Below are 16,970 nucleotides of genomic sequence, written 5' to 3'. Positions count from 1 at the left end.
GATTGGTTTAGGTGTAAACTTCCCATCTCTTGCCTAAGGAGATTTTCTAAATGCCCTTATGGGCGCACTTGGAATTCGTTGATAGGTACTCGCCCAACTATGATCTCCACAACCAAAAACTGCGTATTGAACACCTTTTAGCTCATCTGGTTTTAATTGCTCCAACCACTGCACAAACCGTCCTGCATTACTTGGCGGTTTTCCATTATAAGAAGAAGTTACAATAAGAACCGCCCCTTCTTTTGGCAGACTTCCAATTCGATCGTTAAGAGCTACCACTTCCGTTTGAACACCTTCTAAACTAGCTGTATCTGCTAGTTCTCTTGCAATACCTTCTGCTACCCCTGTATCCGAGCCATACAGAACAAGCAGCGAAAGATTATCGGCTCCAATAATAGCAGGATTCTTCTGAACTTGCTGCTTGGTTTCATGGTTTTTCAGTTTCTCCTCTATAGGCGCAAGAACAGTAGTATGGCTAATAGTTTGATTTCGGGGTAGAATCCTAATTTTAAAATCACCAGGCTTTAACGTTAATGTTTGTTTTACGTCCAGCTGATAGTCTTGATAATCAATGAATTCAAAATGTTGAAGAAGCATGCCCATTACAAGTGTGGCTTCATGAAGTGCAAACTGCATACCGATACATGCCCGTTGACCATTTCCAAATGGCTTATAAGCATGATGAGGAACCTTATCCAGATCTTCAAATCGTTCAGGTTGGAATTCTTCCACGTTTTCTCCCCACGCGTCTTTATCCCTATGTAACTGTGGAATAAGAACAGAAATACGATCTTCTCCTTTCTTAATTGGATATTTCCCACCAATCACTGTATCTTCTTTTGCATAGAGACTGAATGCTGGAGCAGTAGGCCATAGACGTAGCGATTCATTTAAAATCATCCGGATATACTTAAGTTTCATAACTTGTTGGTATGTTGGAGTAGGATCTGTCAAAACCCTTTCTACTTCTTCATAGGCTTTTTTCAATTTATCTGGATTCTTTAATAAAAAATAGATTGCAAAAGATAATAATCCACTTGTTGTTTCATGCCCAGCTATTAAAAAAGTGATAATTTGGAAACGAATATTTTCATCATCTAATTTTTCACCAGTTTCCGGATCCTGCACATTTAACATACGGGAAAGTAAATCATTCTCTTCCTGATTTCCACTACTTTTACGTTCAGCAATAATATTATCTACTAAAGAAAACATAGATTGAATATCATGCTGAAATTGACGTTTCGTTCTCCACATGAGTTTGTCTTCTATATCCAGCCGCTGTAATTGGTGCATCGCCTCATCTAGAGCACGGCTCATGCTAGTAATAAAAGGATGAGGGGTCTCACGATAAAAGCTATTAAATCGATAATTAAAACCACATAGACCAATTGTATCCAATGTAAGGCGGGTCATATCCTCCGGTACATCTACGCTTTCATTCGGATTAAGCCTTGCCCATTTTTGAACGAGTTGTACGGCAAGATCGACCATCATAGCATGATAATCTTTCATTGCCCGTTGGCTAAATGTAGGCATCAAAATATTATGAGCCTTTTTCCAGTTAGGCTCATGAGTCTCACTTGTAAATAATCCGTCTCCAGCAAAGGCGCGAACTTTCGCTAAAGCACCCTCTATACTTTTATCAAATCGTGTTTCGTCACAGACTTCTGCTACCAGTTCATGTCCAGAAACGACAATGATGGTATCACTTAAAGTTTGAATTTGAAAAATGGGACCATACTCTTCCGCTATCTTGATAAAGGATAGGGTCGGTTTATCTTTATCGATTAATGGGAGATTCCCCAGCAATCCATATGTTTTCGGTTGAGGAATGGCAGATACTTTTTTATCCATTAAAAACACCCTTTCAAAAAACATGAAATAAAGTGAAACTTTAATCAGTGGGGGTTTTCTTCATCCCCCACTGATTATTAGCTCTCACCAATCGGACTTTTATGGGCAGCCCGACCCCCACCTAAATTCTTTGCTTTCGCTGCATTTTGAGGTGGGGGTCTTACTGCCCATTAAAGCGGGATAAAATATCCCATTCAATAAAAAGAAGATAGCAATGAATCGCCTGGGATAAAGATATGTAATTGATTACCTTATTTTATCTTTTCCCTAACTATTCACGATTATGATATTGCTTATAAAGTTCGTAATCTAAGTTGTTTGTTGCTATTACATGTATAACTTGCAGAAAAAATACTAAATGAAAATGAAGTATATTATTATAATGTTTATAAGAAATTGAGAGCTAAAGATTGTAGTATTAGGAAAACCAGTAGCTTCTCATGTCAATTCAAACAAATACGATAAATAACTATACTGTGTTGCTAATGAAAAAGGATCTGATATGAATATCAGATCCTTTTTACTATATATAATTATTTCACTGGTTCATTTCCAAATTTAAATACTAGCGCCATAGCAGCAGACATTTGCATTTCTTCATAATCTAACTAAACAGTAAGAACTTATATGAATCATGATCTAAAGTTTTATTTTGCTCTACCGATTTAACCTCTCGACAGCTTCCGCACTTGTATCTACACGTTTAACGAAAAAAACTAATAGTAGTGCAACAACATTCATGCCAAGCGCTACATAGAATGAATATTGAATTCCGGATAATAAAGCCTTCTGAGTTAACATTGCCTTCGTAGCTTCGGTGAAGATTGTTGGATCTACATCCGCCATTAGACTTTCAGCTTTTGTTTTTGTTACAGAATTCATAATCGTAACAAGAATAGCAGTACCAATCGAACCGGACACTTGTTGAGCTGTATTATTAACAGCTGTACCATGCGGATTTAAACGAGTTGGTAATTGATTAAGTCCGTTTGTCATAAGTGGCATCATCACCATAGCCATCCCAAACATCCGCAGTGTGTAAATAAGAATAATATGTGTGTGACTAGAGTCGAGTTGCAGGTTGGCCAGCATATAAGTTGAAACAGCTGTAATAGAAAGTCCTACTATACCAAGAATACGCGGGCCATATTTATCAAATAGTTTACCTGTAATTGGTGACATAATCCCCATTATTACCGCACCTGGAAGCATCATCAGCCCAGAGCTCAGCGGCGAAATACCGCGGACGTTTTGTACATAAGCTGGTGTTAAAATCATACCCGAAAACATGGCCACTGCGTTAACAATCGCAATTACAGACGCAAGTGCAAACATTGGGTACTTGTAAACACGTAAATCCAATAACGGTTCATTCATTTTTAATTGGCGGACAATGAAAGCAATTAGGGCAATAGCGCCTATGGTTAAGGTTGTTAAAACAACTTTATTCGTCCAACCGTCGGAGCTTGCAGAACTGAATCCATATAACAAACCGCCAAAACCGATAGAAGATAATAGTAATGAGAGATAATCAAGTTTTGCATTTTTGTTTTGTTTCATGACATTCTCCGATTTCCAAATCCCTAACAGTAAGCTAATGATCGCTAACGGTAAAATCATTTCAAAAAGCAAACGCCAGTCATAATACTCTACAATATAACCCGATAGTGTCGGTCCAATTGCTGGAGCGGTAATCATAACTAGCCCAAAAATCCCCATTGCTGTTCCCCTTTTTTCTCTTGGAAAGCTTACTAGCATAATATTCATTAACAAAGGCCCCATGACTGAAGAACCTGCTGCTTGAACCATCCGGCCAGTAAGTAATAAACTAAAGTTTGGTGCTAAAGCCGCTAAGGCCGTACCAAAAATAAAAATCACCATAGATGTAATAAATAAGCTCCTATTGGAGAAGCGAGTTATTAAAAATGCTGATGCCGGAATTAATATACCACTTACAAGCATATACCCTGTAGAAAGCCACTGGATCGTTGAATAATCATTAATGTCTAAATCCTTCATTATGGATGGCAAAGCTACATTTAAAAGCGAGTTATTTAGAAATGAAACAAATGCCCCAATAAAAAGAATTACAAGCATTAAATATGGTGGTTTTCTTTTATGTAATGTTTCACTCATATATTCATTTGCCCCTTCATTATAAATTCCATTGATCAGTTTAAATCGTTTGTATATCTGCATAAGGATACATTGTCCTTGCAGTATTTTGCCAAACTCTTCGAATGGATATTCTCTTTTTAGTAATTCTACTTGCTCAACATAACATTTTAATTTTTTTTGTTGATTAAACCTTGATAAACACGTTTGTTATCCAAAATTAAATTATGCTGAAATAAACAAAAGGAGCGACTGAAAATCCCCTTCTAAAATAAAGTGACACTTTAAACAGTCGGATTTTTACAAGCAGCCGCTTTCGCTGAATTTTGAGCTGGAGATGTCTTGCTGCCCACAAATAGCTGGATAAATATGACCACACACCTATTCCTTTAAATACAGGCTTGTAAATCTAGTTATGTAACCATCCATAAAAAGGAATATTACATAAGCTAAGTCTAACATTACATTTTTAAAGTGAGGGGAATGCGCTTATGTACCAATATTGGTATTTGAATTCAAATGGAAACGGAGAGCAATATAATAACCAAATTGCAATGTCATCATTATATTTACAGCAACAAATAGCGAAAACTGAGGGAATGAATGATTTGAAAGTTCCTGAAATTTGGAGTTGTCGAGTCTATCCATTTGGTTGGGATTCACCAGCCAATTATACGGGTTTCAATCCCGGGCCCCCTCCCTTCCCTTTAGGTCAGCCAATCCATTATGCAGGGATGATACCCCAAGGACATGCTGCTAATTGGGCTCCATTACAAGGCCATGCAGGTTTTAATTTTCAAAAACCTGCATGGCCCCAACCATTCAATCATACAGGGATGTTCGCACCAGGCCATATTGCCGCTTTACTATCACCGCCAGTCAAGCCTTTTCATTTTAATACCAATAATAACTGGGGTATTTTTGGAAACCATCCAGGATGGGGAGGACAGGTAAGTCCCATGGGATGGGGGAATAACGGTCAGCCAGGAATGCTTGGAAACTTACTGTCAGTAGGAAAAGGCACCATGAATGGAATCGGAATGCTTAGTAGTCTAATCGGTATGGGAAAGTTCTTCTTTTAGTTAATTAGAACAGGAGGATAGATCCATAGCCAAGACTTAAAAACCATTTCCTTTTAATCTCCTCAAACATACTTCCTCCAGGTTCGTTTCCTCGTTTTCCAAATTATAAAAACATCAAGAAAAGACATTCCAATTATGGAACGTCTTCTTTCACTTTATAAAACGAGTCAACAATCTGAAATATTCTAACCCACATACTCACTCATTTAACTAAATAAAGTGAAACTTTAATCAGTGGGGGTTTTCTTCATCACCCACTGATTATTAGCCCTCACCAATCGGACTTTTATGGGCAGCCCGACCCCCACCTAACTTCTTTGCTTTCGCTGCATTTTGAGGTGGGGGTCTTACTGCCCATTAAAGCGGGATAAATTGGTTAGTTGCATAAAGCTCTTCTAACTTTCCTTGCGAAGCTTAGCGGATCATCAACGTCTTCGATATTAACGTAAATTAAATTCGGCTCATCACATAACCACTCATTGTGTATAGACGAAACGATTATTCCTTGTTTAATAATTGTAGCAACAAACCCATTGACTTCTCTTTGCAATAGCGCTATCCGGCCTAAACATAATGCTCGTCCTGTTTTATTATCTCGTGATTCGAATGAAATGGAAGTTGTTACTCTAAAACGTTTTCCTAAGATAGTTGCTTGTATTTCATCCCGATTTATTGTAGCCACGCATTTTCCACCGGCGAACCCTTCTTGGCCACCGATAATCCTTGCAAACTGTTGACAAATTAATTCATCATTACACGCCATACCTCTAATCATCCCCCCTTTTACTGTTAGGTTATGAATGAATACTTAGGTCTGAAACGGTAATGAATCTATTCTATTACAAAAAATATTATCGAAATCTAACGAAGTCTATTATATGGTAAGGCATTTTTAGAGAGCACAAAAAAAACACCCTAAGGTGCCATCCTCCGACTTGAGAATCATATCTATGTATGGAGAAATTTAGAAATGACAAATACTAAAGATAAGGTTCTAACTATAATTTATAGAGCTCTTATGCCATTAATTACATTATTCACCATAAGAGGAATCCCATTATATTACTTTCTGATCAGTCTCGTTAAAGCCATCCCAATAAATCCAGCCCCCATCCCTACTAGCCATCCAGCATGAGTATCGCCTAATATAGATCCCACTCCTCCGCCAAGAAACATGCAACCAACGAATACTAATCCTCCAATTCCCCAATTCGGCTTTTCCATAATTCAATCACATCCTTTCAATAAAACATATGCTTTTAGCTATCTAAACTTTCTTGCATAGGATAGTTAATTATTTTTCTTATGTTTAGCACTTCAGGGAATTCAAAAGATGCGAAGATTGAACCATTTGGATGAATTACAGAAGGAGAATTTCATTTTTTCATATTATAATAACTTAAGAGTTGTGGAACAAATTTTTCTTTAATTAACCAGTTAATAGCAGTATGGATATTTGTCACTATTGAGGACTCATCCCATCGTTATCAAGCTAAGAAATGCACCTACCCCCAAAAACAAAATTATATGCATCATTGACTACTGTTAATAGGACGTTATGTCATACAATGGAGTTACTATTAGAAAACTGTGAGGATGATTACGTTGATAAAATTTGTAATTAGTTATGCTGCAAGTCTGTTTGCTTTTATTTTTGGATGGTTCTTGATTTCATATATTTCTCATCCTAGCTTTATTCATCCGAACGTTGTATTAGGATTCATTAAAACGATTGTCACTTATGGTAGTATACCGGCTCTTGTAGCTTGTCTAATTGGAGAAGTGCTATACAGGAAAATCAAGCGATGTAGAGAATTTAAATTTGGAATTCCTATATTTATAGGACAAGCAGTTATCTATGCACTTATACCATTTCTTTCTCTTTTTCCATTTAATGTTTCCCATTTCTTTGATTTCGTTGTACCTGTAATTATGGGGTCCTTAGCTTTTTATTTCGTACGTCGAAAAATATAATTAACTTCTGGAGTGTGGCAAAAAGAATCCTACTTAGTAAAACCACACTGTATAACCATACAGAGCTCAAAGAACGCATCAATTCTTGCGAAATCAACAAGAAAAAGTATTTGTGGACCCTAGGTTTAAACAAAACGAGAACAATCAAGATGCCTTCATTGCTTCTCTTAAAAGAAGAATTGAAAAGATAGAGGAAAAATAAGTAATTGCGTGAAAAAGGAAATGTAAAGCTTACTGATTACTTCATAAAGTTATAAAACTAGGACCGTACATATTAGACATATCTAAAATGTACGGTCCTTTTGTTTACTAGTGGTTCACTTATCTAACCTAAAGATAAGTATGTGGCCCTTTTACCATTTGAATTTCTTTTTAAACTTCTTATATTTTCTATACGAACGTCTAACAATGTTTAACATCCAATATGGTATTTTAATAGGGAAAGGAAATTTATAAATGAAAGGCAAATAAAATATAAAATATGCCTTTTCTAGGTCTCTCCACTTACTATCTTCTTTTGTTTTTAAGAAATCAGATACATCGACTACATATCCTCTTCCGTTCTCCATCATCACATTTTTCCCGTGAACGTCACAAGGAGTTAATCCCTGTTCCCTTGCATACTCTAATGCTTCATTGATATCAAGGATCACCTGCTTAGGAATTTTAATCCCCTTATGAATAGCATCGTATAAGGTAATTTCTTTTAAACGTTTCAATACTATGAAATTTTCTCCTTTATATATAAGCTTCGAATAAGAAGGATGGTTTCCGATTCTTCGGTATACTTCTGACTCTTTTTCAATTCCTTCTCCTTCTCGTGCGTAAACCTTCACTACCCAATCTTTGTATTCTTTGTGCATGAATACTGCGGCATAATTACCTATCCCTAAACACTTCCAAAGTCTAGGAATATCTTTAACTACTACAGGCTCGAATTCATCCTCACTTCTTATGCTTACCTCTTTTAATAAGTCGTCCTTTATCAATCCCACAAAACTGTTTATACTCATCATTTCCACTCCGGTTTTGCTAAAAGGGGGCCCACCCACATTTTAACGAAAATATACACTAAATGAATTTTAGCATAAAACGAGTCATCTTTTTTCACTTCCATTGATTTTTCATTTCTAAATGTCCACATAGGAAAAAGCAGTTTTTTATGTACTTTACTTTTTTAATACTAAAATTCCATCCTAGTTTAGTTCTTTTATAGATTCTATACATACTTTTAATACCCACACTAATACAAGTAATATATTTCATACTAAATGTAAAAAAACTTTACTTTAGGTCAAAAATATATTACCTTTTTAAATATAAGAGGTGAGCTGAGATGCCGTTAAGTAACGAAAGAAAGATTCGTAATAGGATTGTTGTATTAAGAGCTGAACGTGGATTATCACAAAGAGATCTTGCTGATAAGCTCGGTGTAAGTCGCCAAACAATTATTTCACTTGAAAAAAACAGATATAATCCATCTTTAAAATTAGCTTATGACATAGCACTCATGTTCAATGTGGATTTACATGAAGTTTTTCAATATGAAATAGAGGAGGAGAAATAAATATGGAAATTTTTCTAGCTATTCTACGTATTAGTTATGTAATTATTTTCTTTATTGCAGTCTTTATTTCACTGAAATTCGAAATGGGCGAAGAGAATAAGGATGAGCGCGGGAAGAGCATTTCAAATAAATCCTATGGTATTGTATTTCCTTTAATGCCTTTAGGATGGTTTTTGATTGAATTGTATGACCAATTCATTAGTCACCTGGATTATGCTACATACAAATTAGTTATTTGGTTTTTAATCTCAGGTTTAATGATCCTTCATACAACCATCATAACGGTACTAAGAAGAAAATATTAAGTCACTTCTATCTATCGTAAGAAAGGGGTTGGCAGTATGAATATTTGGGCTTGGATTGGGATATTAGGAATTTTAATTACCGCACCTTTGCCTTTACTAAAAAAAGAGAACAGGACAAAAGAGGAAATTAGAAAAGTTATTGTGACATTAGTTATTGTGCTAACAATTATCATTGCAGTTTTATTTTTCAATGTAAATTATTTACTTGCAGTTGTGGTTGGTTTTATTGCAATGATTGTATTCGATAAAAAAACATATACAAAGAAGAGATTACTGATTTATGGTTCGATTATTCTTATGTTAGGAATTGCAGCCTACTCTGTATTCCGAGACAATCCTGATTACGTTCTGAACCATTTGAAAGACAATCCGCAAACAACATCTTTTTACTTGGCGGAAAATGGTGTTGAATTAATTACTTATCAATCAGATGTCGTTCGACCATTAGCAAGCACCGTGAAGATGCTAATAGCTGTAGAATATGCGATGCAGGTTGATGCAGGCTTGTTAGATAAAGATAGCACTGTGTCACTTGATGAGTTAACCCGTTATTATTTAAAAGGAACGGATGGCAATGCACATGAAGAGTGGCTGAAATCGATAGATAGTGAAAAAAAGGTTAAAAATAATGCAGTAACGCTACATGACGTTGCAAAAGGGATGATAAGCTATAGCTCTAATGCCAATACAGATTATCTTATTGATGTGCTTGGCGCAGCAGCTATCAATGAACGGGCGAAATCCCTTGGACTTACGCAACATGAAGAAGTCTATCCGATTGTAAGTGCTCTCTTAATTTCAGAGCACTTGAAAAGTGGATCAACGGAGAACAAACAATTAGTAAAAGAGCTTGAAGCGATGCCGATTGAGAAATACCGGAACTTAGCGAAAGATTTAAGTGAGCAAATGAAAAAAGGAACGATCAAAAGTGAAGACTATTCATTTGACTTGTCCTTAGATTTACAAAGAGTATGGTCCGATCGTCTAATTGGTGCATCAGCCAATGATTATGGGAAGTTATTAGCTGTTATATCAAATGATCAACTTCCAGTGAAAGCTGCTGAAACAGCAAGGGATTTACTTGAGTGGCCAATGCAGATGAACGAAGGCAACCATGCGCGTTTTGTTCATCTTGGTGCAAAAGGTGGATCAACTGCATTTATAGCAAACGACGCATTATACTCAGAAAATCATAATAGCGATAAGATTGAAATGGTTATCTTAACAGATAAACTAAACTTATGGCAGGGAATGCTCATTCGAAACAATTTGAATTCGTTCGAATCAAAATTACTCGGTAATAAAGACTATCGTCTGAAAGTCCAGAAAGAACTCTCCGAATTGTAATTCATTAAGAAAAGCGATTATTGATTTGAATAACTACCCTTTTTCATTTTATTTCTTCTAGATCATAAAACTTTACTTTCAAATGAAAAACACCTCCATTGAGTTTACATACTTAGTATGCAAATTCAAGAGGTGTTTTTTCATGTACTACATTGCTCATTTAACTAAATAAATTAGTTAATTGCATAACACTCTTCTAACTTTCCTTGCGAAAATTAGCGAATCATCAACGTCTTCAATATTAACGTAAATCAAATTTGCCACATTTCTTTTTACATATATTTTTTAAAAGAAGGTTTCCATTCTGATAAATCTTGATAAACAAACGTTATATTGTTACATATTCTCTCTGCAACTTCATATATATGTTTTATATCATTAGCCGTAAATAATATACTCCCTTTACGTTGAGTGCTATCTACAATAGTTGGTATAGTGTCGCCCTCTTTTACTAATAGATCAATTAATACGACCTCGGATATGTTAGCTAATTCTTTATACTTAATTTCTTTTAAGTAACCTGATTTTGGAATCAAACTTAAGGACATAGCTTGACATTTCGAAGGTACACATCTAAATTCATCTATAGTCTCAGTAGCTAACACATCATAATAGTACCTAAATTGAGATATGCCGGTTGATAGTTCTACCATCTTCCAAATGTTTCCGCCACCTATTCTAACTTGAGATTCTATAATTATTGGTTTATTGTGTTTGTCTATTTTTACTTCTGTATGAGTAATGCCGTTTTCCATTTGCACGTCGTCCAAAAATAGTATTACTTTTTCCATAATTAACTGTTTTTGAGATTCACCTAAAGGTGCTGGCATAATCGTATAGTTTATTATAAATGTATCTTCTTTAAATACTTCAGCTGATATAGCAAGTATAGAATGCTTTTTGTTATAAGAAACGGTTTCAACTGTATAAACTATATCACCTTCAATATACCCTTCTACTAAAACAGGTAGTTGCATACCGTTTTCTTTAATAAATCTCCCTACGTCAGTTCCTGTGTCTAGCTTAGATACCCCTTTACCACCTGCCCCAATCGGTGGCTTTATTATAACACTATCTTTTTTGTTCAAAAATTCATTAATGTCTTCAATGTTATTGCAAACTGTCGAATCTATCGAAAAGTCTTTACCTGCTAGAAGTTCACGCATCATATCTTTATTACGTGTTATCATATTAGCATTGTAAGAAGGACCTTTAACATTAAAAATCTTTGCAATTATGCAAGCCGTATCTAATGCTGTTTCGTTGAAAGATACAACCACATCAAAAGGTTTCTCTTTGAATAATTCTTCAGCATAGTATATAGACAAGGGGATGTTTGTTGTATCTATTTCTTTTTTATAGAAACACTTTTCTAAAATAGTTCCATCAAAATATATGTATTTAGCATAAGACCCTATATACGAAACAATAAACCTACTGTCTAACGCATCTTGTATAGGCTTTGTCCATCCTCCTATAAATAAAATGTGTGGTTTATTTTCTATGTCAGTTCCTTTTAATACCTTATTCATCATAATCATCCCCTCTAAAATGAACTCGTATATTCAATGTCAGTTCCTTTTGATACACCTCGTCTTAACAACACCACTAAACACAATGTTGTTCCGAAACCTCCTATAAACAACGTATTTTGAAGCCCAAATATAGAAATTAAAAATGCACTAGCAAAACTTCCCAATGCCCAAGCTCCCCAATTAAGCGTACGCTGTACAGCATTTACTCGGCCTAGCATGTGCTTTGGTGAGGCAAGTTGTCGTATAGTTGCAGCGTAAGGGCCAAATACCCCTTCCCCCATACCATGTATGATACTTGCGGCTACTATACCGTAAACTGTTCCCATATATCCCATTATCGGTATAAAAGCCAAACCGGTAACTGATACAGTAGCGCTATAAATAAGCATTTTTGTATTATTAATTTGCTGACTTTTTTTCATGAGAACCGTATTACCTATTAAAAATCCCACCGCTGCTGAACCTACAACAAACCCTATTTCAATTTCAGATAGCCCCATTACTTTATAAAGGAATATTACTAAAATGCTATTTAATATGTATTTAAAAAAACCGTAAACAGCACCACACGTTACAATCGGTTCTAATACAGGGTGTTTTTTAACATATATCAACCCTTCATATATGTTTTGGTATATAGATTTTATATTTACGTCTTTTAAAGTACCCTCTGTATGCGGTTTAAACTTTGAAATAAACAATACAAATACAAAACAAACAAAATACGTCACTGCGTCAACAGTGAATGAACCTGTTAATCCAACTAGAGTAATGACAATTCCAGCTAGCATAGGACCAATTACTATAGAAAGAGACTCCGAAAGTGCTAGTTGAGCATTTCCTTTTTTTAACTGATCTTTATCTGTTACTATTTCCGGTAAGAAAGAAGGAATAGCGATGTTGTAAAACGTGGTGAATATTCCATTAAAAAACATGATACATACCAATAAAGGGAACGTAATACTATTTGTTACAGTCAGTATGAATACTGATAAAAACAATACTCCTTGACATATACTACAAATTAGCAAGACATTTTTCCTATGAAAAATGTCTATTAAAGCACCGGCTACTAACCCGAAAATTAGGTACGGGACGAATATAACCCCACGAAGCATAGCAGCATTTTCTTCACTTGTTTGTAACACCTCTAATGCAAAAAGTGGCAAAGCTACTATTGTAAACTGAGTACCTAACAAACTTATAGACTGTCCTAGCCAAAGCTTATGAAAATTTAAATGTTTGCTATCTTTCATAATATCCCCCCGTTAAATCCATCTTTATAAATTATCAAGTTTACGATGTAAGTCAGAGCAGGAAAAACCTATCTTTCAATTAATGTCTGTGCCACATAAAATTTGAAACCTAATATAAAAGCGATTTTAGTTTCAAAATGAAGACTTGATGTTTAAAACTCTCCTGGCTAATGAAAAGATCAGCTCCCGAAAAATATCGCAGCATTCGTTTATAAACCAATCGATATACAGTTTGAGTTGACCGGTAATAATTTAGTTGTTAATTCGTTTGTTTCAAATTCATTTTCCGATCGTATGTCACTTTGAATCACCTCCAGCCTCAGTATAACCTTGAAGCCGCGCTGTTGTACGCATTTTGGAATGTAACCGCAAGATATCAAAGTTACAATAACAAGTTGTTATGTAATTATACGTAATCAAATTTGCACGCTTAGAGAAAAAGAAAAATCTCTGAATCTAAGGTCAAGTTTGAATTCAACTCATCACAAATATACACTTGGATTGGACCGATACTTTTCCTATGATTATTCAGAAAGAATAGCGTATTTTTTTATATTAATTGGTATTTTGTTTTGTTAGCTTGATGGTGATGTAGCGGTCCCCCTTTAAAAATAGTAGAGTATAAACATGAAAAAACTCCTAACAAAATTTTGTTAGGAGTTTTTTTCAAATACGCGATATTTTTTTAATCTTCACTATCGATTTCTATTGTACCTGTTCTAGCACTAACTTTTAAACTATTTAACAGATTATCAGGTGTCTTAATTTCCACTTCATATTCAAATGTAGATTGTGCTAAGTTGTCATCTTCTAATTCGAATTCTTTTTTCACATTCATAATTTCTCCCTTTGTATGCGCTAAAGAAATTTCACGAATTTGTTTCTCTGTATAGTTTTCATTCTTTTTGGCATAGTTGTAACCCATACCATAATATCCACCAACAATAGCAATACCACTTACTAAAATAGCAATTACACTTATCATTATTTTCTTTTTATGTTTTAACATTTTCATCCACTCCTTCATGATTAATCATCTATTCCAAATCTTGCTTCCAGCGCATTTTCTACTTGCTCTAATTGATCTTCCAGTATATCGTGTTCTCTTTCTTGCGCTTTATATTGTTCAATCGTTATCGTTCCAGCGCGATAATCTGCTTCAAGCTGATTATCGGATAGATCTATCTTGTCATCCAATTGATCAATTTCTTTTTTTGCTGCAAAGTACGTATTTAAGTTTTCTTCTTTTGCTCCAACTGGTTTCGTGTTATTTGCCTTTTCAACGATAGCTGTGACTTCGTTTTTGAAATCTTGTATTTGCTTCGTATCATTCGCAGCAGCTTGTGTTTTGCTTGGTTCTTGTTGTAGTTGAGCACTTTCTTTTTTCAATGTATCATTTTCCACTTTCAGTTGTTGTACTTCTGTATTGTTATCAGCTTGAGTAGAACAAGCTGTTAAGAATAAACAAGACATTGCTCCAATCAACATCCATTTTCCCATTCTGTTTTCCTCCCTTTACATGTGCACCTTATCCTTGCCTTTATATTACTGAACAAACATTAAAGGAAGATTAATGTACAAAAAAATAAAATGATATAATTAAATCGTTTCTAATCTTTCTTTAATGTTTTGGAATTATAGTGATACATATAAAGTGAAACTTTAATCAGTGGGGGTTTTCTTCACCCCCTACTGATTATTAGTTGAACCAATCGGACTTTTATGGGCAGTTGATCCCCCACCTAACTTTTTTGCTTTCGCTGAATTTTGAGGTCGGGGTCTTACTGCCCATTAAAGCGGGATAAATAAGGAAAAAAGGAGAATGTTAATGCGAGTTCTTATTGTCGAAGATGAACAAGACTTACAAAATATATTAGTAAAACGATTAAATGCAGAACATTATAGTGTCGACGCATGTGGGAATGGAGAAGATGCCTTGGATTATATAAACATGGCTACCTACGATTTGATTGTGCTTGACATTATGATTCCCGGAATAAATGGTTTGCAAGTATTACAAAAATTACGCGCAGATAATAATATAACTCCTGTCTTGCTTCTTACAGCTAAAGATACAATTGATGATCGCGTAACAGGACTCGACTTAGGTGCGGACGATTATTTAGTAAAGCCGTTTGCTTTTGACGAACTGCTAGCAAGAATTCGAGTGTTAATGCGAAGAAATACAGGAAACACATCAAATGTGTTTGAAATCGCTGACCTAGTTGTTGATTGCAATATGCATAAAGTAACAAGAGGAGACCAAGTTATCACTCTTTCCAGTAAAGAATTTTCTATTTTAGAATATATGATTCGTAATAAAGAAGTTGTGTTGACACGAGATAAAATAGAGCAACATGTGTGGAATTACGACTATGAAGGTGGCTCGAATATTATTGATGTTTACGTCCGCTATCTTCGCAAAAAAATTGATAGCCAATTTGAAACGAAGTTAATTCATACAGTACGAGGAACTGGTTACGTATTGCGAGTAGAGTCATGAAAAGACTATCAATAAAAATGAAAGTAACCCTGTGGTATACGGGGCTAATTGTAATTATTATGGCACTCGTGTTAGCTTTTATTTTAACTTCTTCAGATAAAATTTTGCTTTTTAATATGAAAGATCAATTGAAAAGCACCGTAAAAGAAAGCATGGAAGATATCGAATATAAGCATGGACAATTAAAGATGGACGATGATTTTGAACCCTTTGAAGATGGAGTAAATATCATCATTTATAATAAACAAGGTGAGCTGCTGGCAGGAAATAGTCCAACAAGCTTTAATAAAAAGATATCGCTTAAATCCGATGAAATACAAACCATTAAAGACGGGAATAAAGAATGGATTGTATATGATTTTCTCCATAATGCAGGCGGCGATGAGCAAGTCTGGATTCGTGGAATAATGACCATGAACCAATTATCATCAACAATGAATACGCTTATTGTATTAACACTCATCTCATTTCCATTGCTTATTCTCATTGCGGCAGTGGGAGGATATTTTATTACACAAAGAGCGTTTCGACCTGTGCAACAAATGAGTGATTCAGCTAGTAAAATTAGTGATGGTAAAGACCTTTCGAAGAGAATTCATTTACAGGGTTCACCGAAAGACGAAATGTATCATTTAGCACAAACCTTTGACAAAATGTTTGCGCGATTGGAAACATCATTTGAAAGTGAAAAACAATTTACATCTGATGCATCTCATGAATTGAGAACACCAACATCTGTTATTATTTCACAATGCGAATACGCTTTATCGCAGAGAAATAACCCGAAAGAAATGGAAGAATCGTTAGAAGTCATTTTAAAGCAATCACGTAAAATGTCCGCGCTACTATCTCAACTCTTATTGTTAGCAAGAGCTGATCAAGGAAACCATAATACTTTTCAATTTGAATGCATCAATATGAGTGAATTAACAGAAATCGTTGTAGAAGAGCTTTCGTTAATGGATCAAGAAGCATCGATTAATATAACAACTCATATAGAGGAAAACCTGTTTATAAAAGCAGATCAAACATTGATGATGCGTTTATTAATGAATTTACTAACGAATGCGATTGCTTATAGCAAAGCGAACGGCACTGTGCATATGCAACTGTTCCGTGATGAAACCAACATAATAGGTAAAGTCTCCGATAATGGCATAGGCATCAGCGAGCAACATATTATGAAAATATGGGACCGCTTCTATCGAGTTGACGCAGCAAGAACATCTTCAAGCACCGGAAACACAGGTTTAGGATTGTCGATGGTAAAATGGATTGTCGAACTACATGGAGGAGAAATTACGGTTGAAAGTAAATTAGGAGAAGGTAGTACTTTTACCTTTAAACTACCAATTGAAAAACGAGCATAATGTATGAATGTTTGTAACTTCAGAATAAAGATTCTTCAATCCTTATATAACAGTAATCG

Annotated in this window: 15 protein-coding genes and 2 pseudogenes; 7 read left to right on the top strand and 10 right to left on the bottom strand. The window is 35.0% G+C overall.

The genetic code is table 11. The features are described 5' to 3' along the window. Positions 1 to 69: 69 nt before the first annotated feature. A pseudogene (locus PDL00_RS27205) lies at positions 70 to 1,857 on the bottom strand (cytochrome P450); the annotation flags it as partial. Between the two features lie 657 nt (positions 1,858 to 2,514). Continuing rightward, positions 2,515 to 3,993: an MDR family MFS transporter gene (locus tag PDL00_RS27200; protein WP_242251213.1), complete on the bottom strand. Its 1,479-nt coding sequence runs from the start codon at positions 3,991 to 3,993 to the stop codon at positions 2,515 to 2,517. Between the two features lie 470 nt (positions 3,994 to 4,463). Here PDL00_RS27200 and PDL00_RS27195 point away from each other — a divergent pair, with 470 nt between their 5' ends. Beyond that, positions 4,464 to 5,054, top strand: coding sequence for a hypothetical protein (locus PDL00_RS27195; protein ID WP_242251204.1), 591 nt, complete (start codon positions 4,464 to 4,466; stop codon positions 5,052 to 5,054). A 376-nt stretch (positions 5,055 to 5,430) separates the two neighbouring features. Here PDL00_RS27195 and PDL00_RS27190 read toward each other — a convergent pair whose 3' ends face one another. After that, a complete protein-coding gene (locus tag PDL00_RS27190; RefSeq protein ID WP_242251202.1) occupies positions 5,431 to 5,817 on the bottom strand; it encodes a DUF1259 domain-containing protein in 387 nt (128 codons plus the stop codon). Between the two features lie 299 nt (positions 5,818 to 6,116). After that, positions 6,117 to 6,278, bottom strand: coding sequence for a hypothetical protein (locus PDL00_RS27185; protein ID WP_242251200.1), 162 nt, complete (start codon positions 6,276 to 6,278; stop codon positions 6,117 to 6,119). 372 nt (positions 6,279 to 6,650) lie between these two features. On the opposite strand from PDL00_RS27185, the gene PDL00_RS27180 reads away from it, so the two are divergent. Then, positions 6,651 to 7,028, top strand: a complete 378-nt coding sequence (locus PDL00_RS27180) for a hypothetical protein (protein ID WP_242251198.1) — start codon at positions 6,651 to 6,653, stop codon at positions 7,026 to 7,028. 353 nt (positions 7,029 to 7,381) lie between these two features. On the opposite strand, the gene PDL00_RS27175 is transcribed toward PDL00_RS27180, so the two are convergent. After that, entirely contained in the window at positions 7,382 to 8,041 is a 660-nt protein-coding gene (locus tag PDL00_RS27175; RefSeq protein ID WP_270732468.1) for a serine/threonine protein kinase, read from the bottom strand. A gap of 323 nt (positions 8,042 to 8,364) precedes the next feature. Between PDL00_RS27175 and PDL00_RS27170 the strand changes: the two genes are divergently transcribed. From PDL00_RS27170 to PDL00_RS27160, 3 genes are all read left to right on the top strand, one after another. Beyond that, positions 8,365 to 8,595: a helix-turn-helix transcriptional regulator gene (locus tag PDL00_RS27170; protein WP_270732465.1), complete on the top strand. Its 231-nt coding sequence runs from the start codon at positions 8,365 to 8,367 to the stop codon at positions 8,593 to 8,595. A 2-nt stretch (positions 8,596 to 8,597) separates the two neighbouring features. Beyond that, positions 8,598 to 8,900, top strand: a complete 303-nt coding sequence (locus PDL00_RS27165) for a hypothetical protein (protein WP_061677752.1) — start codon at positions 8,598 to 8,600, stop codon at positions 8,898 to 8,900. 141 nt (positions 8,901 to 9,041) lie between these two features. Further along, positions 9,042 to 10,247, top strand: a complete 1,206-nt coding sequence (locus tag PDL00_RS27160) for a serine hydrolase (RefSeq protein WP_270732462.1) — start codon at positions 9,042 to 9,044, stop codon at positions 10,245 to 10,247. 177 nt (positions 10,248 to 10,424) lie between these two features. On the opposite strand, the pseudogene PDL00_RS27155 reads toward PDL00_RS27160, so the two are convergent. The 5 genes and pseudogenes from PDL00_RS27155 to PDL00_RS27135 all read right to left on the bottom strand — a co-directional run. Beyond that, positions 10,425 to 10,505: pseudogene (locus PDL00_RS27155) on the bottom strand (DUF1259 domain-containing protein); the annotation flags it as partial. A 14-nt stretch (positions 10,506 to 10,519) separates the two neighbouring features. Continuing rightward, the gene (locus tag PDL00_RS27150) at positions 10,520 to 11,779 is read right to left on the bottom strand and encodes an ATP-grasp domain-containing protein (protein WP_270732460.1); all 1,260 of its coding nucleotides are present in this window, start codon (positions 11,777 to 11,779) and stop codon (positions 10,520 to 10,522) included. Between the two features lie 14 nt (positions 11,780 to 11,793). After that, positions 11,794 to 13,038 carry an MFS transporter gene (locus tag PDL00_RS27145; protein WP_270732456.1) on the bottom strand — a complete coding sequence of 415 codons (1,245 nt, stop codon included), beginning with the start codon at positions 13,036 to 13,038 and terminating at the stop codon, positions 11,794 to 11,796. A gap of 685 nt (positions 13,039 to 13,723) precedes the next feature. Further along, on the bottom strand, positions 13,724 to 14,047 hold the full coding sequence (locus tag PDL00_RS27140) for a PepSY domain-containing protein (RefSeq protein ID WP_270732453.1): 324 nt from the start codon (positions 14,045 to 14,047) through the stop codon (positions 13,724 to 13,726). A gap of 20 nt (positions 14,048 to 14,067) precedes the next feature. Next, entirely contained in the window at positions 14,068 to 14,538 is a 471-nt protein-coding gene (locus tag PDL00_RS27135) for a hypothetical protein (protein WP_270732450.1), read from the bottom strand. A 328-nt stretch (positions 14,539 to 14,866) separates the two neighbouring features. Between PDL00_RS27135 and PDL00_RS27130 the strand changes: the two genes are divergently transcribed. Together PDL00_RS27130 and PDL00_RS27125 are read left to right on the top strand one after the other, a co-directional pair. Next, a complete protein-coding gene (locus PDL00_RS27130) occupies positions 14,867 to 15,541 on the top strand; it encodes a response regulator transcription factor (RefSeq protein WP_242251179.1) in 675 nt (224 codons plus the stop codon). Next, positions 15,538 to 16,911 carry a sensor histidine kinase gene (locus tag PDL00_RS27125; RefSeq protein ID WP_242251171.1) on the top strand — a complete coding sequence of 458 codons (1,374 nt, stop codon included), beginning with the start codon at positions 15,538 to 15,540 and terminating at the stop codon, positions 16,909 to 16,911. The genes PDL00_RS27130 and PDL00_RS27125 overlap by 4 nt, the downstream gene beginning before the upstream one ends. Positions 16,912 to 16,970 lie beyond the last annotated feature (59 nt).

This window comes from Bacillus cereus group sp. TH152-1LC (assembly GCF_027710505.1).
Classification (GTDB): Bacteria; Bacillota; Bacilli; order Bacillales; family Bacillaceae_G; genus Bacillus_A; species Bacillus_A mobilis.
Note: the sequence above shows the minus strand (reverse complement) of the source record. Positions and strands in the feature narration are given on the sequence as shown.